The 19,406-nt window shown below is 72.7% G+C and carries 20 protein-coding genes; 9 read left to right on the plus strand and 11 right to left on the minus strand.

Annotated elements, in window-relative coordinates; all coding sequences use genetic code 11:
* Window positions 1–7: 7 nt before the first annotated feature.
* The gene (locus AC2XR2_RS03165) at window positions 8–727 is read right to left on the minus strand and encodes a glycoside hydrolase family 75 protein (RefSeq protein ID WP_449351375.1); all 720 of its coding nucleotides are present in this window, start codon (window positions 725–727) and stop codon (window positions 8–10) included.
* A 346-nt stretch (window positions 728–1,073) separates the two neighbouring features.
* Here AC2XR2_RS03165 and AC2XR2_RS03170 point away from each other — a divergent pair, with 346 nt between their 5' ends.
* Entirely contained in the window at window positions 1,074–2,054 is a 981-nt protein-coding gene (locus AC2XR2_RS03170) for a fibronectin type III domain-containing protein (protein WP_491514178.1), read from the plus strand.
* A gap of 166 nt (window positions 2,055–2,220) precedes the next feature.
* Entirely contained in the window at window positions 2,221–2,772 is a 552-nt protein-coding gene (locus tag AC2XR2_RS03175) for a hypothetical protein (RefSeq protein WP_449351373.1), read from the plus strand.
* A gap of 93 nt (window positions 2,773–2,865) precedes the next feature.
* Here AC2XR2_RS03175 and AC2XR2_RS03180 read toward each other — a convergent pair whose 3' ends face one another.
* From AC2XR2_RS03180 to AC2XR2_RS03190, 3 genes are all read right to left on the minus strand, one after another.
* Window positions 2,866–3,408: a PadR family transcriptional regulator gene (locus AC2XR2_RS03180; RefSeq protein ID WP_491514179.1), complete on the minus strand. Its 543-nt coding sequence runs from the start codon at window positions 3,406–3,408 to the stop codon at window positions 2,866–2,868.
* Window positions 3,409–3,438: 30 nt separating this feature from the next.
* Entirely contained in the window at window positions 3,439–5,454 is a 2,016-nt protein-coding gene (locus AC2XR2_RS03185; protein ID WP_491514180.1) for an NADPH-dependent 2,4-dienoyl-CoA reductase, read from the minus strand.
* Window positions 5,455–5,554: 100 nt separating this feature from the next.
* Window positions 5,555–6,409 (minus strand): helix-turn-helix transcriptional regulator, encoded by an 855-nt coding sequence (locus AC2XR2_RS03190; protein ID WP_381296152.1) that lies wholly within the window; start codon window positions 6,407–6,409, stop codon window positions 5,555–5,557.
* A gap of 128 nt (window positions 6,410–6,537) precedes the next feature.
* Here AC2XR2_RS03190 and AC2XR2_RS03195 point away from each other — a divergent pair, with 128 nt between their 5' ends.
* Entirely contained in the window at window positions 6,538–7,305 is a 768-nt protein-coding gene (locus tag AC2XR2_RS03195) for an SDR family oxidoreductase (protein WP_491514181.1), read from the plus strand.
* Between the two features lie 11 nt (window positions 7,306–7,316).
* Here the strand turns inward: AC2XR2_RS03195 and AC2XR2_RS03200 are convergent, their stop codons facing one another.
* From AC2XR2_RS03200 to AC2XR2_RS03215, 4 genes are all read right to left on the minus strand, one after another.
* Window positions 7,317–7,685, minus strand: coding sequence for a hypothetical protein (locus tag AC2XR2_RS03200; RefSeq protein WP_330268903.1), 369 nt, complete (start codon window positions 7,683–7,685; stop codon window positions 7,317–7,319).
* Between the two features lie 137 nt (window positions 7,686–7,822).
* Window positions 7,823–8,092 (minus strand): DUF3040 domain-containing protein, encoded by a 270-nt coding sequence (locus AC2XR2_RS03205; protein ID WP_491514182.1) that lies wholly within the window; start codon window positions 8,090–8,092, stop codon window positions 7,823–7,825.
* Between the two features lie 21 nt (window positions 8,093–8,113).
* Window positions 8,114–9,352 carry a cation:proton antiporter gene (locus AC2XR2_RS03210; protein ID WP_491514183.1) on the minus strand — a complete coding sequence of 413 codons (1,239 nt, stop codon included), beginning with the start codon at window positions 9,350–9,352 and terminating at the stop codon, window positions 8,114–8,116.
* 170 nt (window positions 9,353–9,522) lie between these two features.
* Entirely contained in the window at window positions 9,523–10,398 is an 876-nt protein-coding gene (locus AC2XR2_RS03215; RefSeq protein WP_491514184.1) for a hypothetical protein, read from the minus strand.
* A 285-nt stretch (window positions 10,399–10,683) separates the two neighbouring features.
* Between AC2XR2_RS03215 and AC2XR2_RS03220 the strand changes: the two genes are divergently transcribed.
* Entirely contained in the window at window positions 10,684–12,765 is a 2,082-nt protein-coding gene (locus AC2XR2_RS03220; RefSeq protein WP_491514185.1) for a SpoIIE family protein phosphatase, read from the plus strand.
* Window positions 12,766–12,796: 31 nt separating this feature from the next.
* Here the strand turns inward: AC2XR2_RS03220 and AC2XR2_RS03225 are convergent, their stop codons facing one another.
* Complete coding sequence (locus AC2XR2_RS03225; protein WP_491514186.1) at window positions 12,797–13,588, minus strand: putative protein N(5)-glutamine methyltransferase; 792 nt, start codon at window positions 13,586–13,588, stop codon at window positions 12,797–12,799.
* A gap of 215 nt (window positions 13,589–13,803) precedes the next feature.
* Between AC2XR2_RS03225 and AC2XR2_RS03230 the strand changes: the two genes are divergently transcribed.
* On the plus strand, window positions 13,804–14,241 hold the full coding sequence (locus AC2XR2_RS03230) for a MarR family winged helix-turn-helix transcriptional regulator (RefSeq protein ID WP_491514187.1): 438 nt from the start codon (window positions 13,804–13,806) through the stop codon (window positions 14,239–14,241).
* 10 nt (window positions 14,242–14,251) lie between these two features.
* Here the strand turns inward: AC2XR2_RS03230 and AC2XR2_RS03235 are convergent, their stop codons facing one another.
* Together AC2XR2_RS03235 and AC2XR2_RS03240 are read right to left on the minus strand one after the other, a co-directional pair.
* Window positions 14,252–15,043: a GNAT family N-acetyltransferase gene (locus AC2XR2_RS03235; RefSeq protein ID WP_491514188.1), complete on the minus strand. Its 792-nt coding sequence runs from the start codon at window positions 15,041–15,043 to the stop codon at window positions 14,252–14,254.
* A complete protein-coding gene (locus AC2XR2_RS03240; protein ID WP_491514189.1) occupies window positions 15,040–15,957 on the minus strand; it encodes an NADP-dependent oxidoreductase in 918 nt (305 codons plus the stop codon). Before AC2XR2_RS03240 ends, AC2XR2_RS03235 begins: the two co-directional genes overlap by 4 nt.
* Window positions 15,958–16,126: 169 nt before the next feature.
* On the opposite strand from AC2XR2_RS03240, the gene AC2XR2_RS03245 reads away from it, so the two are divergent.
* From AC2XR2_RS03245 to AC2XR2_RS03260, 4 genes are all read left to right on the plus strand, one after another.
* A complete protein-coding gene (locus AC2XR2_RS03245) occupies window positions 16,127–16,732 on the plus strand; it encodes a sulfite oxidase-like oxidoreductase (protein ID WP_330268894.1) in 606 nt (201 codons plus the stop codon).
* On the plus strand, window positions 16,725–17,480 hold the full coding sequence (locus tag AC2XR2_RS03250; RefSeq protein WP_491514190.1) for a ferredoxin reductase: 756 nt from the start codon (window positions 16,725–16,727) through the stop codon (window positions 17,478–17,480). The genes AC2XR2_RS03245 and AC2XR2_RS03250 overlap by 8 nt, the downstream gene beginning before the upstream one ends.
* A gap of 117 nt (window positions 17,481–17,597) precedes the next feature.
* Complete coding sequence (locus AC2XR2_RS03255) at window positions 17,598–18,182, plus strand: Rv1733c family protein (RefSeq protein ID WP_381296135.1); 585 nt, start codon at window positions 17,598–17,600, stop codon at window positions 18,180–18,182.
* Window positions 18,183–18,406: 224 nt separating this feature from the next.
* The gene (locus AC2XR2_RS03260; protein ID WP_330268890.1) at window positions 18,407–19,375 is read left to right on the plus strand and encodes an acetylxylan esterase; all 969 of its coding nucleotides are present in this window, start codon (window positions 18,407–18,409) and stop codon (window positions 19,373–19,375) included.
* Window positions 19,376–19,406 lie beyond the last annotated feature (31 nt).

The raw sequence follows: 19,406 nt of genomic DNA on the forward strand, positions 1-19,406 counted from the left end.
GGCCCGTTCACCCCTCGGGATCTGCCGCTGGTCCGCCCTGTACGAACTCCCGCGCCAGCCGCTCCCCCAGCGTCACGGCGGCCTCGTGGTCCTCGATCGGCTTCACCCGGGAGTCCTTGAAGACGATGTAGGTGACGCCGGAGGGCGCACCGCCGCCGTGCGGGTCCGGGCGGATGCCGAGCGCCTTCGCGGTGGCGTAGGACGCCTCGCCGATGATGCCGCTCGGGCCCACGTCCCCGACGACGGCGTACTGCACCCGGTCCTCGTACACGACGGCGGCGACCGCCCCGCCGTGCACCCCGTGGGCGCGGTAGTCCCAGATCGGGCTCGGAGTCGGGACCACGATGTACGGCAGCTTCTCGGCACTCAGATAGCGGCCGTCGGACTGCTCGTAGGCGGTGGCGTCCGAGAAGAGCGGGTCGGTGCGGCTGTTGCACTGGCGCCCCGGCCGGCCGTCGCAGTCGATGTCCATGTCGGCCGTCCAGAACACGGCCTCCTCGGTGCCGCAGACCGGGACGGTCGCGGGCCTGTCCTCGTCGGTGCGGTAGCGGCCGCGCGAGACGGGGGTGCAGTCCCGCACCCGGGCCAGCAGGTCGGCGGCCGGGACCGTGCCCTCGCGTCGCACCACCGGCTCCGTGCGGGCGGTGGCGAGCTCCATGGCCGGGGCCGCCGTGGGGGCGAGCAGAGCGGCGCTTGCCGCGGCCAGCGTCAGCGACTGGACACGCACGATAAGGGACCTCTCCTCGGCGGCATTGACGAGCACGCAGCCCAATCTGATGCGCTTTCAGCCGAGCGGCCACCGCAGGTGGTCCGGACGGGGCAGGGGCCGGGAACCGGGGCCGTCGACGGACCCCGGCCTCCCGGCCACCCGTACGGCGCGGGAACAGCGACGACAGCGGTCCGCGCCACCAGCTCGAATTCCCCTTGCCTCGTGGAGAGTTCGGCCGCGAAGGGCTTCAGCATACGTAACCGTCCCGAGCCCGGCGCACGAGGTCGCCCCCTTGCCGCGGGCCCACCACCGGCGCCATATTGGTCCGGACCATTGCCGTGGTGTCCTCCGGGGAGGCAGAGACGTGCGAGGCGTACCCGTCCCCATGGCCCTGTGCGCGGCGCTGGTGTTCGTCGGTTCCTGCGGGTGGGGCGGGCCGGACGAGGCGGAGAGCGGTCGGCTGCCCGCAGCTCCGGTGGGCGTCACGGCGGCCGCGGGCAGCGCGACGAGCGTGCATGTGATGTGGAACGCCGTCGACGCGAGGGTCGAGCGCTACGAGGTGTATCGCGGCACCACAAAGGTCCAGGATGTGCCCGGTGCACAGCACATGGTGGATGTCACCAGGCTCCGGCCCGGCACCCCGTATGTGTTCACCGTCCGGGCCCGCGACACCGAGGGGCGTCTCGGCCCGCCGAGCCGGCAGGTACGGGCGACGACTCCCGTGGCCACGGCGGCGGACCGCTCCGCCCCGACCCGCCCCGGCGAGCTGCGCGGCCGGACGGCGGGCAGCCGGGCCGTCCAGCTGAGCTGGGCCGCCTCTTCGGACGACCGGGATGTGGTGTCGTACGACATCTACCAGGGCGGCAGCAAGATCCACAGTGTGGGCGGCACCCAGACGGCGGCCGTGGTCACGGGGCTGCGTCCCGGCACGCGCTACGCGTTCACCGTCCGGGCCCGGGACGCGGCCGACAACCTCTCGCCCGCCGGGGCGACCGTCCGCCTCACCACGCCGGGCGGCGACGACGGCCGGGACACCGCCCCGACGGACTTCCGCGCCACGACCCGGCTGGACGACGACGGGGCGTACTACCTGGACCTGGCCTGGCTCCCGCCCCGGACGGACGGGGTCGTCACCGAGTACCAGGTCCGCCTCGACGGGGCTGCGGCCACCTCGCTCGTGTTCGGTGGGACGCCTCCGCGCGGGCGGACGACGTACAGCTTCTATCTGGGGCGGGAGGCCGGGGAGCGCCACCGGGTGCGGATCCGGGCACGGCTGCCCGACGGCACCTGGGGCGGGCTGTCGGTCCAGCGGACGGTCACGACGGGGACCGCCGCCTCCCCGTGACGGCTCCTCACCCCTGCGCGGGCCGCGAGGTTCCGTCACCTGTACGGCGGCGCTCCGCATGCGGGCGGGGCCGTGAGCGCGTTGGCTGCCCCTGAGGCAGCACGGGCTTCCCCCACCTCGGCGGCGCCACGGATGTACCGCCAACCGTGCCGCCGGAGGGCAGTCCATGCGCACTATTCAGCCACTTCTCCGCTCCGGCCTGACCGTCGCGGCCGTCGCCGCGCTGCCGCTCGCCCTGACCGCCGGGCCCGCCGCGGCCGGCCCCGGGATCTCGGTGAGCACCTCCGGATCCACGGTCTCCGTCACCACGACGGCCTGCTCCCGGACCGCCACCACCGGCGGCTGGGGCACCGCCTCGCTGCTCACCAGCAGCCAGGCCAACTTCAGCCAGGGTCGTCAGGTGGCCCTGTCGGGGACCACCTCGTTGCAGTCGGCCGCCTGGTCGAGTGTGAGTCCGGGGACGTACACCGTCATCGTGATGTGCGCCTACAACAACAGCACGGCGGGCACCCAGTCGATCATCGTCTCGGGCTCCGCCACGCCGACCATCTCGGCGACGGCCTCCGCCTCCCCCTCGCGCGGTGTCATGGGCGGTCTGGGCGGGGCCAGCAAGGACTACGGCACCCTGACGCTCGCGGTCGGGGGCGGTCTGGTGGCGGTCGGCGGGGCGGCCACGGCGTGGTTCCTGCGCCGCCGCTCGCGGCCGTACCGCCTCTGAACGCCTGCGGCAGCACGGGAGTTCGTCCGACGCCTGCCGCGGCAAGGGAGTTCGTCCAACGCCGTCCGCGACACGGGAGTTCGCCGAACGCCTTCAGCTGTCGGGGAGTTCGGCCAGCTCCTCCAGTGCCTCGGTGAGCCACTGGGTCCAGAAGGTCTCCAGTTCGATACCCGCGCGCAGGACCAGGTGCTGGAGCCTGGCCTGCGCGCTGTCCTTGCCGGGCGGGAAGTCGCGCTCCTGGATCTGCTCGTACTCCGCCAACTGCCGCCGGTGCAGGTCCAGATGGCGGCGCAGATCGGCTTCGAGGCCCGCCGCGCCGACGACGGCGGCCGCGCGCAGCCGCAGCAGCAGGGCGTCCCGGTGCGGCTTGGGGTCCTGCGCCGCGGCCGTCCAGCGTTCGAGTTCGGCGCGGCCCGCGGGCAGGACCTCGTAGCTCTTCTTCTGCCCCCGGCTCGGCTGGGCCGCCGGGAGTGCCCGGATGTAGCCCTCGGCCTCCAGTTTTCCCAGCTCGCGATAGATCTGCTGGTGCGAGGCCGACCAGAAGTAGCCGATCGACTTGTCGAACCGACGGGTCAGGTCCAGCCCCGCCGACGGCCTTTCGAGCAGTGCGGTGAGGATCGCGTGCGGGAGTGACATGGGGTCATCCTAGGGACGCCGGGGCCGCCTCTAGAGAGCCGCCGCGACCTCGGTGCCCTGCTTGATGGCCCGCTTGGCGTCCAGCTCGGCGGCCACGTCGGCCCCGCCGATCAGGTGCGCGCTGCGGCCCGCGGCGACGAGCTCCTCGTACAGGTCCCGGCGCGGCTCCTGCCCGGTGCACAGCACGACGGTGTCGACCTCCAGGACGGTGCTCTCCTCGCCGACGGTGATGTGCAGACCGGCGTCGTCGACACGGTCGTAGCGCACCCCCGGGACCATGGTGACGCCCCGGTGCTTGAGCTCGGCGCGGTGGATCCAGCCGGTGGTCTTGCCGAGTCCGGCACCGACCTTGCTGGTCTTGCGCTGGAGCAGGTGGACGGTGCGCGGCGGTGCGGGGCGCTCGGGGGCGGCGAGTCCGCCGGGCGCCGCGTAGTCCATGTCGACGCCCCACTGGCGGAAGTACGTCGCCGGGTCCTCGTGCGCCTTGTCACCGCCGTCGGTGAGGAACTCGGCGACGTCGAAGCCGATGCCCCCGGCGCCGAGGATCGCGACCCGGTCGCCGACGGGGGCGTTGTCGCGCAGGACGTCGAGGTAGCCGACCACGCTGGGGTGGTCGAGGCCGGGGATGTCGGGGGTGCGCGGGGTGACGCCGGTGGCGACGACGACCTCGTCGTAGTCCGCCAGGTCCCCTGCCGCGACGGGGGTGTTGAGCCGTACGTCCACGCCGTGGGCGTCGAGCTGGTGGCGGAAGTAGCGGATCGTCTCGTCGAACTCCTGCTTGCCGGGGACCTTGCGGGCGATGTTGAGCTGGCCGCCGATCTCGCTCGCGGCGTCGAAGAGGGTGACCTCGTGGCCGCGTTCGGCGGCGGAGACCGCGCAGGCGAGACCCGCCGGACCGGCGCCGACGACCGCGACGCGCTTCTTCAGCCGGGTCGGGGACAGCACCAGCTCGGTCTCGTGGCAGGCGCGCGGGTTGACCAGGCAGGAGGTGATCTTCAGGCTGAAGGTGTGGTCGAGGCAGGCCTGGTTGCAGCCGATGCAGGTGTTGATGGCCTCGGGTCGGCCCTCCGCCGCCTTGTTCACGAAATCGGGGTCGGCGAGCATCGGGCGGGCCATCGACACCATGTCCGCGTACCCGTCGGCGAGCAACTCCTCGGCGAGTTCCGGGGTGTTGATGCGGTTGGTGGTCACGAGCGGCACGGACACCTCGCCCATGAGCCGCTTGGTCACCCAGGTGTAGGCGCCGCGCGGCACGGAGGTGGCGATGGTGGGGATACGGGCCTCGTGCCAGCCGATGCCGGTGTTGATGATGGTGGCCCCGGCGGTCTCGACGGCCTGGGCGAGGGTGATCACCTCGTCGAGCGTGGAGCCGCCCGGGACCAGGTCCAGCATGGACAGCCGGTAGACGATGATGAAGTCCTCGCCGACCGCCTCCCGCACCCGGCGCACGATCTCGACCGGGAAGCGCATGCGGTTCTCGCACGACCCTCCCCAGCGGTCGGTGCGGTGGTTGGTCCGGGTGGCGATGAACTCGTTGATGAGGTAGCCCTCGGAGCCCATGATCTCCACGCCGTCGTAGCCGGCCTGCCGGGCGAGGCGGGCCGCGCGGGCGTAGTCGTCGATGGTGCGCTCGACGTCGGCGTCGGAGAGCTCGCGGGGCGGGAAGGGGCTGATCGGCGCCTGGAGGGGGCTGGGGGCGACCAGGTCCTGGTGGTAGGCGTACCGGCCGAAGTGCAGGATCTGCATCGCGATCCGGCCGCCCTCGCGGTGCACGGCCTCGGTGATCTGCCGGTGCTGCTCGGCCTCCGCGTCGGTGGTGAGCTTGGCGCCGCCTTCCCAGGGCCGCCCCTCCTCGTTGGGCGCGATGCCGCCGGTGACGATCAGACCCACTCCGCCCCGCGCGCGGGCCGCGTAGAACTCCGCCATGCGCTCGAAGCCGCGCTCGGCCTCCTCCAGGCCGACGTGCATCGAGCCCATCAGGACGCGGTTGGGCAGCGTGGTGAAGCCCAGGTCGAGCGGGGTCAGCAGGTGCGGGTAACGGCTCATCGGGCCCCTCCGTCGCGGTCTCGTCCTCACCGTTGTAGAGGACCGCGACGCTTTTATGCAACTAGTTGCACAATGGGGTGACGAGAACCACGTGGCGCCCTCACCTGTCGGCAGGGCCGTCCACCCGGGCCACGGGGACCTCGGCCGTGGCGAGGCTCCCCAGCAGCGCGAGCGCCTGCTCGGAGGGGCTGCCCGGTTCGGCCTGGTAGACGACCAGCTGCTGGCCGGGGGCGCTGTTGACGGTCAACGACTCGTAGTCCAGGGTCAGTTCGCCGACCAGCGGATGCCGGAAGCGTTTGCTCTCGCGGGTCTTGCGGCGGATGTCGTGGCGGGCCCACAGCCTGCGGAAGTCCGCGCTGCGCAGCGACAGTTCCCCGACCGTGGCGATCATCACCGGGTCCTCGTGGGCGGTGCCCGCCGAAGCCCGCAGCGCGGCCACGGAGTTCGTCGCCACCGCTTCCCAGTCCGGGTAGAACTCCCGGGCGTCGGGATCGAGGAAGACCAGCCGCAGCAGGTCCCCGCTGTGGGCGTGGCCCGCGAACAGCGCACCGCCCAGGACGTTGTGGGCCAGCACGGTGAGACAGCGGCCCAGGACCACGGCCGGGGTGCGGTGCCAGCCCTCCATCATCCGCAGCAGGGCGGGACCGACCGCCTCCGGCCGGGGACGCGACCGGGTCCCGGCGGGCCGCGCCAGCCGGTGCAGATGGTCGGCCGCGTCCTCCTCCAGGCCCAGCGCCCGGGCGAGCGCGTCGACCACCTGCGCCGAGGGGCTGCGCTCGCGGCCCTGTTCCAGGCGGACGTAGTAGTCGGTGCTGACGCCGGCCAGCACCGCGACCTCCTCCCGGCGCAGACCCGCCACCCGGCGCCGGCTCCCGGCCGGCAGCCCGACCTCCTCGGGCCGGACGAGGGCGCGGCGGGCGCGCAAAAAGACACCCAGCGGGTTGTCACTGTCCATGCCATCGACCCTAGGTCCGGTCACGGATCCGCGGGAGCCCTCAAGGTGGCCGCGGTACTCCTGGGATCCGCTCTCCTCGGGGTGATACGGCCTGGTCAGGGCACTGGCCGACGCCCACTGTGGACGGCATGACAGACACCTGGAACCTCACCCACCGCGTCGCGGTCGTCACCGGCGCCTCCAGCGGGATCGGCGCGGCCACGGCCCGGCGTCTCGCCGTCGGCGGAGCCAGCGTCGCCCTGCTGGGCCGCCGCGAGGAGCGGCTCAAGGCACTGGCCGACGAGTTGGGCCGTACCGCCACCGGACGGCTCCTGCCGGTGGCCGTGGACCTGACCGACCCCGACGCCGTCGCCCGGGCGGCCGCCACCGTCACCGGGACGCTCGGTACCGTCGACCTGGTGGTGGCCAACGCCGGCGCCATGCTCGGCGCCCCGTTCGAGCGGGCCGCCACCGACGAGTGGGACCGCATGATCGACATCAACCTGCGCGGTCTGCTGCACACCGCCCGCGCCTTCACGGACGACCTCCTGACCGCGGCCGCGCACGGCGGCCGGGCGGACCTCGTCCACGTCGGCTCGGTCGGCGGGCACCTCCTCTTCCCCGACTGGTCCGTCTACTGCGCCACCAAGGCGGCCGTCGCCCACCTCACCCGCAACCTGCGCGCCGAACTCGGACCGCGAGGCGTCCGCGTGAAGAACATCGAACCCGGGGTCACGACGACCGAGCTGGGTGTGGACATGCGGGACACCGAGTCCCGCGCGTCGCTGTCCCGCATGCGCACCGATGTGAACGCCCTGACCGCCGAGGACATCGCGGAGTCCATCGCCTTCGCGGCGGCGGCCCCGCCCAACGTCAACATCGCGGAGACGGTGGTGGTTCCGGTGCGCCAGGGCTGATCAAAGGCAGCTCAGCGGCTCTCCAGCCGGACGTGCAGTTCCCGCTCCTGGTCCCCGGACGCGGAGGCGAGATCCCGCACCGTGAACATCGAGTCCAGCGTGGTCCGCAGCTGCTCGATCGCCCAGTAGCCGCCCTGCGCGTCGGCCTCCACGGAGGAGGACAGGCGCGCGGGCGGCGGGCAGGAACGCGCCTCGGTGACCTCGAACGTCCCCAGCCACACCATCGGCCGCGACTCGTGGAGCTGCTGCGGCACCTCGTCGGCACCCCGGTCGGACTCGAAGCATGTGGTCAGCGTGTCGAAGACGATCCGGGCGTCCTCCGCGCTGCACCCGCTGATCTCCAGGGAGACGGACTCCTCGTGCGTTCGCTCACGATCCATCGTGGTCGCTCCTCTCGTGACGATGACCGGACCGCCGGGTTCCCCGCGAACCGCGCCACACCCTCAGAAAAGCACCACCTTTCCCGGAGCACTACCGGCGGGACCGGTCCACCGCCGCAGCCACTGCGCCCGAGGCGTCACCGGTACGGCCGGTCGCGGTGCGGATCGAACAGCGGCACCGCGATGCCGGCGAGCACCAGTCCCGCGGCGACGAGGATGCCCTCCGGCAGTGCCATACCTGCGGTCAGGAGGGTCATGGCGACGCCGAGGGTGCACCAGGCGCCGGTACGCCGGTACTCGCGGGGCCGGGCGGGACGGCCCGAACCGAGTGCTCGGGCGAACCGTGGGTCGTCACGTCCCAGCCGGGCCGCGAGTTCCACGAGGTGTTCGTCGTCGGGCCGGTGCATGGCTCCTCCTTCGGACGGCCCCTACCGTTCGGCGTCCGCCCCCACCGCGACCGAAACCGGCTCCGGTGCGGTGTCGTGTCCGGGCGTCGGGGCACGACGACGGGACCCCAGGACCCGGGCCAGCAGATGGGCCCGCCCCGCGGCCACGGGGCCGAGAACGGCCAGGACAAGGACATACCCGGCGATGAAGGGCGCCAGACGTGCGTCGAGTCCCGCGCTCGCCGCCATCGCCCCGAGGATCAGGGCGAATTCGCCACGGGCGACGAGGGTGGTGGCGATGTCGGCGGCGGGCTGGGCGCCGTAGCCGTAGAGGCGGGCGACGAGCAGACCGGCGACGACGTTCATCACGATGGTCACGGCCGCCGCGGCGGCGACGGGTCCGGCGACGGACGTGACGACACCGGGGTCGATGGACAGTCCGAAGGCGAAGAAGAAGATGGCGGCGAAGGCGTCGCGCAGCGGGTGCACCAGGCGGCGGATGCGGGGTCCGGAGGGCGTGCCGGCGAGGATCAGGCCGACCATGAAGGCGCCGATGGCGTCGGCGACGCCGAGCACCTCGGAGACGCCCGCGACGAGGACGGCGGCGCCGAGGAAGCTGATGACCAGGAGTTCGTTGTCCCGGACGTGGATCAGCCTGCCGATCCAGCGGGTTCCCCAGCGGGCGGCGACGGCGAGCACGATCAGGAAGCCGAAGGCCTTGCCCGCCTGGAGGAACATCTCCACGGGTCCGCGGGCGCCGCTGATGACGGGCTGGAGCGCGGCGAGGTAGAGGGCGAGGAAGATGTCCTCCACGACGATCACGCCGAGGATCAGCCGGGTCTCGGGGCGGCCGATCCGCCCCAGGTCGATGAGGATCTTGGTGACGATCGCCGACGAGGAGATGCCGAGGACGCCGGCGAGCACCAGGGCCTCCCGGGTCCCCCAGCCCAGCGCGAACCCGAAGCCGAGGCCGGCGCCGACGTTCGCCAGGAGGTAGATGCCGCCCGCGGCGAGCAGTCGCCTGCCGCCGGTGCGCAGGTCGTCGACGTGGAACTCCAGGCCCAGGTAGAACAGCAGCAGCACCAGACCGAGCGCGGAAAGCATCTCGAAGTCGTGTGGGTCCTCGACCAGCACCAGGCCCGGGGTGTGCGGGCCGAGCAGGATGCCGGCGAGCATGAACAGCGGGATGGTCGGCAGTCCGATGCGGCCGCCGAGCCGGGCGAGGAAGGCCGCGGCGAGGAAGGCGCCGCCCATGGCGAGCAGGGTGTCAGCGTGTCCCACGGGTCACCTCCCCCGGGGGCGCGGACGGACGGGTGTGCTGTGTCGTTCGGGGATGGATGCGACAACTCCTTCGTCGGTGACGTGCGTTCCACCGTCGCATCCGGTCCCCTGGCCCCACCATCGGTGCCGACCCCCATTTCCGCGAGGGCCGGCACCCGTCGTTCAGGGGGTCAACTCCTGGTGAAGCGGTAGGTCTTGCTGTCCGTCAGCACGCAGAAGCCGGGTGAGACGACGATCACGCGCAGGGTTCCGCTGCGGCGGTCGTAGTCGATGCCCTCCGCCTCGAAGGAGCCGGAACAGGAGCTGCGCAGGGGCAGTTGGCGCAGTGCCGTGACATGTCCGGTGACGTTCGCCGAGCCGGTCGGGGCGGCGGACAGGTCGATCTGGAGGAGCGGCTTGGTGTAGCCGAAGAGCGTGCCGGCAGGGTCGTCGGAGGAACACAGCAGCCGGGTGGAAGTGACGAAGTCGCAGCCCTGTACGTCCCGTACGGCGTGGTCGAGGGTGACGGTGGCCGCCTGCGGGAGGTTCGCCGAGGGTGAGGTGCTCGCGTTGACGCCGGGCGTGGGGAAGACCAGGAAGCGGGTCATGGTGCCCCACTCGCCGGAGAGCATCCACTGCCCGTCGGGCGAGATCGCGACCCAGGAGTTGTTGAGCGCCTCGCCGGGGCTGAGGGTGTGGACGTACTCGGACCAGGTGCCGTTCGGCGCCTGCACGCGGTACATCTTCGCGGTGCCGGAGTCGGCCTGGTAGGGCTCTATGTAGTGGCCGTCGTAGGAGGCGTCGGGGTCGCCCACGTGGTTCCAGCCGCGCGTGGAGACGCCGAGGGGGATGGTGCCGATGCCGGTGTACCGGTTGGCGGAGTTGGCCGGGACCTCGACCGAGGTCAGGCCCTGGCTCTCGGTGAGGGGGTCGGCGCGGTCGGAGCCGACCTCGGTCCAGGTGTCGGCGGCGGAGGCGGGTGGCGCGGCGGCCAGGAGGGCCGTCGCGGTGAGGGTGACGAGGGCGGCGAGAACGGCGTGACCACGCTGTCTGGCGCGCAGCGGCATGGAGGACTCCCGGGGCTCCTGGGGCGGGGGGTGCGGTGGCTCGGCGGACAGTCTGGCGCCCCGGAGAGGTCATGTACAGGCCAAATGGATGAACGCGAGGACGCCGGAAGGAATTCAGAAGGACGTTCGTCACCCCGGCGCACTTCACCGGACGCGCGCCCCCGTGTTGAGGGATGGTGGAAGAACACGACCGCGTGGCCACGGAGACGGTTGAGCGCGGTAGAACAAGGGGAGTCGGCACGGGGGTACGGCGTGCCGCGAGGACGGTCTAAGGCGGTTCGTGCAATGGGTGCAGCCGGAATACCCGCGTCCGAGGGCGGGGAGCCCGCGCGCGGGGCAGTACGGCCGAGCGGGCTGCTCGACGAGTTGGGCATGGCCTCGGTGGTGCTGGACACCGAGGGCCGGATCGTGCTGTGGAGCCCGCAGGCCGAGGAGCTGTTCGGCTACCCCGCACAGGAGGCGCTGGGCCGCTACGCCGCCCATCTGATGATCCACGAACAGCACGCCGACCTGGTCGTCAAGCTGTTCGCCGACGTCATGGAGACCGGACAGAGCTGGGCCGGGGCGTTCCCCGTACGGCACAAGGACGGCAGCACCAAGCTCGTGGAGTTCCGCAACATGCGGCTGCTGGACGACCGGGGGGACGTCTACGCGCTGGGGCTGTGCGCCGACCAGGAGACGGTGCGCCGCCTCGACCGGGACGTGGCCCTGTCCACCCGAATGGTCTCCCAGTCCCCCATCGGGCTGGCCGTGCTGGACACCGAACTGCGGTACGTCTCCGTGAACCCGGCCCTGGAGCAGCTGAACGGCGTCCCGGCCGCGGACCACGTGGGGCGGAAGATCGGCGAGGTCCTCCCCCATCTCGACGTGGCCGCCTTCGAGGCAGCCGCCCTCGAGGTGATGCGGACCGGCACACCGCTGGTCGACCAGCACACGGTCGGCCACACGCCCGCGGACCCGGATACCGAGCACGCCTGGTCGGTGTCGCTGTACCGCCTGGAGGACGCGAACGGGACGGTCCTCGGCGTGGCGGGCTCCGTCCTGGACGTCACCGAGCAGCACCAGGCGACCGTGGAGGCCGAGACCGCCCGGCGCAGGCTGGCGCTCGTCGCCGACGCCTCCGCCCGCATCGGCACCACGCTGGACCTGGACCGGACCGCCCGGGAGCTGGCGGACGTGGCCGTGCCGGAGCTGGCGGACGTGGCGGCCGTGGACCTGCTGGAGGCGGTGGTGCAGGGCAGACCGAGCACCCTGCGCCCCGCCGAGCCCGCCGTGATGCGCCCGCTCGCCGTCCAGGCGGCCGGCGCCCCCGAGGCCCTGCGCGCGGCGGACCCGCCCGGCCAGGTCGCCCGGTACGCTCCCGAGCGCCTGGTCACCGAGTGCGTGCGCACCGGCAGCCCGGTCCTGGTGCCGCGGGTCGGCCCGGACGACCTCGCCCGTATCGCCCGGTCCCCGGAGGCGGCCGCGCTGCTGGCCGGGGCAGGCCTGCACTCCTATCTGGCCGTCCCGCTGATCGCGCGCGGCGAGGTGCTCGGCGCGCTCGACCTCAAGCGCGTCGGCAACCCCGAGCCCTTCGGCGAGGACGACCTGCTGCTGGCCCGTGAGCTGGCGGCCCGGGCGGCCGTGCAGATCGACAACGCCCGCTGGTACCAGGACGCCCGCAACACCGCCCTCACCCTCCAGCGCAGCCTGCTGCCCAGCCACCCCTCGGTGACCGGGGGCCTGGAGGTCGCCTCCCGTTACCAGCCCGCGGGCGCCACCGCCGAGGTCGGCGGCGACTGGTTCGACGTGATCCCGCTGGACGGCGGGAAGACCGCGCTGGTCGTGGGCGACGTGATGGGCAGCGGTATCAACGCGGCCGCCACCATGGGCCGGCTGCGCACCGCCACCAACACGCTGGCCTCACTGGACCTCGACCCGGCCAAGCTCCTCGAACACCTCGACCGGATCACCGAGGCCCTGGACCACTCCATCGCCACCTGCGTGTACGCCGTGCACGACCCGCGGCTCGGACAGTGCCGGATCGCCAACGCCGGGCATCTGCCTCCCGTACGGCTGCGCCCGGGCCGTCCGCCCGAGCTGCTGGAGCTGCCCACGGGGGCGCCGCTGGGGGTGGGCGGGGTCGCCTTCTCCACGACCACCGTCGACCTCGAACCGGGTGACCGGCTCGTCCTCTACACGGACGGTCTCGTCGAGACCCGCCAGCATCCCCTCGACGAGCGCCTGGACGCCCTCCTCGACCTCCTCGACTGCCCCGACTGTCCCCTCGAGGAGATCTGCGACCTGCTGCTGCGCACCCTGCACCAGCCGGACAACTCCGACGACGTGGCACTGCTGATCGCACGGGTGCAGACGCCGGAGGCCTGATTCTCCGGGCTCCCGCGAGACCGGGGTGCGGCTACGCCCTGGTGCCGATCACGACATGGGCGTAGAGCTCCTCGGAGACCGCCAGGCGGGGCGTCAGGCCGCCGCGGGTGAAGGCGTCGGCGGCGGCGGGGGCCTGGCGGGCGCTGGTCTCGACGAGGAGACAGCCGTCCGGGGACAGCCACTGCGGGGCCTCGGAGGCGACCCGGCGCAGGAGGTCCAGCCCGTCCGTGCCGCCGTCCAGGGCGACCAGGGGTTCGTGGTCGCGGGCCTCGGCGGGGAGGAGGGCGACCTCCTCGGTGGGGACGTAGGGGACGTTGGCCGCCAGGATGCCGACGCGGCCGCGCAGACCGGCGGGAAGGGCCTCGAAGAGGTCGCCGGTGTGGACGTGTCCGCCGGCGTCGGCGGTGTTGCGGCGGGCGCACTCCACGGCTGCCGGATCGATGTCGGCGGAGTGCAGTTCGACCGGGCCCAGCGCGGCGGCGAGGGCCGCGCCGACCGCACCCGAGCCGCAGCACAGGTCCAGCACCACCTTGGCGTCCGGCGCCTGGGCGAGGGCCTGTTCGACGAGGAACTCGGTGCGTCTGCGGGGCACGAAGACACCGGGGGCCACGGCGATGCGCAGACCGCGGAACTCCGCCCAGCCGACGACGAGTTCGAGCGGGTGGCCGGCGACCCGGCGGTCGACCATGGCGGCGAGTTCGGCCGGGGTACGGGCGGCGGCGAGGATCAGCCGGGCCTCGTCCTCCGCGAAGACACAGCCGGCCGAGCGGAGAGCGGCGACGACGGAGTCGCCGGAGGTGAAGCGGGGAGACGGTGAAGGCATGGAAGCCGAGGGCCTTTCGAGAGCCGAAGGGCGCTCCAGCGGTCACCTACCGGCGGTGATCCGCGCCGATGCGAGGAGAGAGCACCCGATCTGACACAGCGTTGATGGGTCCCACCTCCTCGGTGACTCGCGGCCGGGACTCCCCCGGCCGGACGGCCACCCTATCCCAGGGCATGATGAGTTGTACTCTACAACCAGTACCTGAGGGAGGTCCGATGCGAGCGGATACGGCCGTGGAGACGATCCAGCACGAGATGACGGTCTTCGCGCGACGGGCCCGGGCCTCGGCGAGCCGGCTGCACCCCGAGCTGTCGCTGGTGTCGTACACCCTGCTCGGGCACCTGGAGGAGCGGGACGGCTGCCGGGCCACCGACCTGGCCGCCCACTACGCCCTGGACAAGTCCACGGTGAGCCGCCAGGTCGCCGCGCTGGAGCGGGCCGGGCTCATCGAGCGGCGCCCGGACCCGGCCGATCACCGGGTCCAGGTGCTGCATCTGACCGACGCGGGCCGGAGCATCCTCGGCCAGGTCACCGTGAGCCGCCGGGCCGCCGTCGGGGAGCGGCTGGCGGAGTGGTCGCAGGAGGACCTGGAGCGGTTCGCCGGGTATCTCGTGCGGTACAACTCCTGGTCCGGTCCGACCGACAGGCCCTAGCCGACAGGCCCTAGGACACCGCCTCCGGCAACCGTTCGGGTACGCGTGCCGCCAGGAAGGCGGTCCTGCGGCGGAGCCGGAAGCCGAGGGACTCGTAGAGCCGGATCGCGTTGGTGTTCCGGGCGCCGGTGTGCAGGAAGGGTGTCTCGCCGCGCTCCCGTATGCCGTGCGCGACGGCGAGGATCAGCCGGGTCGCGAGGCCCTGGCCGCGGACCGCGGGGTCGGTGCAGACCGCGCTGATCTCGGTCCAGCCCGGCGGGTGCAGCCGCTCGCCCGCCATCGCGACCAGGGCGCCCTCCCTGCGTATGCCCAGGTAGGTACCCATCTCGATGGTGCGGGGCAGAAAGGGGCCCGGCTGGGTGCGGGCGATCAGGTCGAGGATCTCCGGCACGTCGGCGGGGCCCAGGCGGACCGCCTCCGGCTCGGGTGCGGCGGCGATGCCGTCGTCCACGAGCTGGACGCCCTCGATGTGGAAGGTGACCTCCCAGCCCTCCGGCACCTGGCCCGCGTACGCCGTCAGCGGGACCTCCGCGCCGGGACCGGCCAGCGCCGCGAGATCGGCCCAGTCGCCGGCGTCGGGCTCGTCGGGCAGGGCCAGCCACGGCGACACGTCGACCGGGTACCGCAGCACCCGCCCCCGCTTCTCGGCGAAGTGCGCGTGCGGGCCGGAGAGCGAGGCGAGGGCGGGATTGTCGAGAACGTGCGCCGCGCCGGGCACTCCGAGAGCCTCCGGAGCGCTGCTGCCCCCGCGGGCGTGCGGGACTCCGCCGTTGCCGACCACACTCGGGGTATCACTGCTCATCGGGCCACCTCGATCACCGTCTTGCCGCGGGCGTGGCCTTCCTCGACCGTGCGCAGGGCCTCGCCCGCCCTGTCGAGGGGGAAGGTTCCGGTGATGTGCGGGTCCAGGTCGCCGTCGACCACGAGTCGCGCGACCTCCTCCAGTACGGCCGCGTCGCGGGCCCGGACCACCCGTGCGCCGCCCAGTCGGCGCACCTCCTCCTCCGGTGCCCCCGCGGTGATCAGCTTGGTCCGGTCGGCGAGCAACTCGGCCGCCTCGGCCAGCACGTCACCGCCCACGAGGTCGTAGACGGCGTCCGGAGCGGACGCCCGTGCCCGCTTGGCCCAGCCGGGTCCGGAGGCGACATGGACGGCGCCGAGCGACTCGACGAAGTCCTTCTTGGCCTCGCTCGCGACCCCGACGACCTTCAGCCCGAGGGCGCGCCCGATCTGCACGGCCGCCGCACCCACTCCCCCGCCCGCGCCCGTGACCAGCAGCGTCGCCCCCTCGCCCAGATCCAGCTGGCGGACGCCGTCGTACGCGGTCGCCGCGGCGACGGGCAGGGTGGCCGCGGCCGCGTGGGAGAGCCCGGCCGGCTTGTGCGCCGCGACGGCGACCGGCACCAGGGTGTACTCGGCGTAGCCCCCGGTGAGCGTGTTGCCGAAGACCTCGTCCCCGACCGCGAACCCCTCGACGCCCTCGCCGGTCTCTGCCACCACACCGGAGACCTCGCTGCCGAGCACGGCGGGGAAGACGCGGTCGCCGCTGTCGCCGGGCCGCCGGTAACCGGAGCGGATCTTCCAGTCGACGGGGTTCACGCCCGCCGCCCGCACGGCGACCAGAAGCTGACCGGGCCCGGGGCTCGGCCGGTCCACGTCCACGAACGCCTCGGTCTCCGGTCCGCCGTACCGCGTGAAGACGTACGCCTTGGGCATCTGCTTCCTCACTCTCCTCGTACTGTCACCGGGGCAGCGACCCGGCACTCCAGCGCCAAGGAGCGGCACGCGGCGGCTATTCCCGGACCCGCGCGGTGTTCATACGGCCGCAATGATCGGGGCACTGACCTGGGGCGGAGCACGAGTGACGAGAGCGTACGGTTGTTGCATGAACGTCACCCGAGGCTTCACCGGACGCCCCCGCGTCCCCAACCCCGGACTGCCACCGGGCCAGTACGACGCGGGCGACGACTGGCCCGTGCTCTCCGCCGAGGTCACCCCGGACCTGTCGCCGGCCGACTGGACGTTCCGGGTGGACGGGCTGGTCGAACGCCCGCGCACCTGGGACTGGGACGAGGCGCACGCGCTGCCGTCGTCGGCCTACGAGGGTGACATCCACTGTGTGACGAGCTGGTCGAAGTTCGGGGTGCGGTTCGCGGGTGTGTCGCTGGACGCGTTCCTCGATGTGGTGCGGCCCCATGGGTCGGCCACCCATGCCGTCGCCTATTCGCACACCGGGTACACCACGAACCTGCCGCTCGCGGATCTGACCGGCGGCCGGGCCTGGATCGCGTGGGAGTACGACGGCAAGCCGCTGCCCGCCGAGCACGGCGGCCCGGCACGGCTGCTGGTGCCGCACCTGTATTTCTGGAAGTCCGCCAAGTGGGTCGCGGGGCTCACGCTCCTCGACCACGACGAGCCGGGATTCTGGGAGCAGAACGGCTATCACGCGCGGGGCAACCCGTGGGAGGAGCAGCGGTACTCCGGTGACTGACACCTTCGTTCCCGCCACGCGGTTCGCAGTGCCCGGACGGATCGCGGTCAGCAACCGGGCCGCCGCGCTGTGGCAGACCGCCACGCTCACCGAGATCCGCCGGGAGACGCCGTACGCGTCCACGTTCCGCTTCGCGGTGCCCGGCTGGCAGGGGCATCTGCCCGGTCAGCATCTGATGCTGCGGCTGAGGGCCCAGGACGGCTACACGGCGCAGCGGCACTACTCGATCGCGTCGCCGCCCGAGGACACCGGGCACATCGAGCTGACCCTGGACCACGTCGAGGGCGGTGAGGTGTCCGGCTGGTTCCACACGGAGGCCGTGCCCGGTGACGACGTCGAGGTGCGCGGGCCGCTGAGCGGTTTCTTCGCCTGGCCCGGGGACCGGCCGGCGCTGCTGATCGGGGCCGGGTCCGGGGTCGTACCGCTGATGTCGATGGTGCGGCACCACCGGGCGCGTGGGCTGTCCGTGCCGCTGCGGCTGCTGGTGTCGGCGCGCGGGCCGCGGGAGCTGATCTACGCGAGCGAGTTCGGCGCCGAGACCACGCCGGTGTTCACGCGGAACGCGCCGGAGGGGGTGCCGGTGGGACGGCTGACGGCCGCACATGTGGCGCCACTCCTGGCCCAACAGCCTGATGATGGGTGGGAGGCCTATGTGTGTGGATCCAACGCGTTCGCCGAGCATGCGTCGCGGCTTCTGGTGGCCGCGGGGCAGCCGGTGGACCGTATCCGGATCGAGCGTTTCGGCTGACGGGTGGGCGTGTGTGCACTCCGTGTGCAGGTGCGCTCCCCCACAAGTGAACGACGCGGGTTGAGGGGTACTACATCTTTGTGACCACTCGCTGGCGTGCGTGGTGCGGAGGTCGGCATGCGAACCCGGGTGCGCGGCTGGCGCTGGCGGCGCAATCCGCTCAGGCGCCGGTCGGACGTCGTCGAGGCGTGGACGGTACTGGCCGTCGCTCTGCTGTTGTTGCTGGTGGCCCCGCTCGCGGGCGCGGTCGTGGGCTGGTGGGCCCATGACGACGCGCGTGCGATGGCGGCCGAGCAGCGCTCGGAGCGGCATCGGGTGCGCGCGGAGGTGACCGGCAGGGTGCCGGACTCGCCGCCCGCCGTCCAGGGCGGGCGCGAGCGCTCGTACCGGGTGGCCGTGCGCTGGACGGAGGCCGGCGGGGTCGCGAAGACGGCCACCGCGCGGGTCCCGGCCGGTACCGACCAGGGCGACAAGGTCGACGTGTGGTTCGACTCCCAGGGGCGGAGTGTCGCCCCGCCGCCCGACGAGACCGCCGTCTGGCAGCACACCCTGACGATGGGTGCCTGCGGGGCGGGCGGTGCGATCGCGGTGATCCTGCTGGGCCACTCCCTCGTACGAGCCGCCGCCAACCGCCACCGGCTCACCGAGTGGGAACGCGACTGGGCCCTCACCGAACCCCAGTGGACCCGCCGCCGAGCCTGACGGCACCCACCGCGGTGACCCGACGACTCTCGACGGCCGGTCGGCCGTCCCCGAGCCCTCGCCCTCCGTCCACGACCAGCGGTCCGGTGTCCTTGACCAGCAGGTCCACCGCGTCGACATGACTGCCCGGTAATCAGCCGGTCACACAAAGGCCTGGCGATTCGTCCGACCACACACGTACGGTGTGATCATCCGGCACTGTCCCTTCGCAAAGGCGGTCCTACATGGCCCTGTTCGACCTCCCCCTCGACGAACTGCGCGAGTACCGCAGCGAGTCCACCGCCCCCGAGGACTTCGACGCGTTCTGGTCCAAGACCCTTCAGGAGGCCCGCGAGCACGACCTGGATGCCCGTTTCGAGCTCGTCGACACCGGCCTGTCCACGGTGAAGGTGTACGACGTGACGTTCGCCGGGTTCGGCGGCCAGCCGGTCAAGGGCTGGTTCACGATCCCGGCCGAGGTCTCCGCGCCGGTTCCGGTGGTCGTGGAGTTCATCGGGTACGGCGGCGGGCGCGGTCTGCCGCACGAGCATCTGCTGTGGGCGTCGTCGGGCCGTGCGCACTTCGTGATGGACACCCGGGGTCAGGGCAGCGCCTGGGGTGGCGGCGGTGGCACCGCGGACCCGGTGGCCGGCGCGCCCGCGTACCCCGGTTTCATGACCCGGGGCATCGACGCCCCCGAGAACTACTACTACCGGCGGGTGTTCACGGACGCGGTGCGCGCGGTGGAGGCGGCCCGCTCGCACCCGCTGACCGATCCGGCGCGCACGGTCGTGCTGGGCGGCAGCCAGGGCGGCGGCATCTCGATCGCGGTCGGCGGTCTGGTGCCGGACCTGGCGGCGGTCGCGCCGGACGTGCCGTTCCTGTGCGACTTCCCGCGCGCGGCGACCCTGACGGACCGGCACCCGTACCGGGAGATCGGTCTCTACCTCAAGACGCACCGCGGCCGCTCCGAGGACGTCCTCGGCACCCTCGCCTACTTCGACGGCGTGCACTTCGCGAGCCGCGCCCGCACCCCCGCGCTCTTCTCGGCGGCCCTGGAGGACCAGACCTGCCCGCCCTCCACCGTCTTCGCGGCCTTCAACGCCTGGGGCCACGAGGACAAGCAGATCGAGGTCTACGACTTCAACGACCACGAGGGCGGCGGCCCCTACCAGGAGGCGGCGAAGCTGCGCTGGCTGCGCGCCTACGCGTGAGTCCCGCCTGACACCTTCCCTCCGGTCCGAC

Source organism: Streptomyces sp. LS-MS-L19 (genome assembly GCF_058382285.1).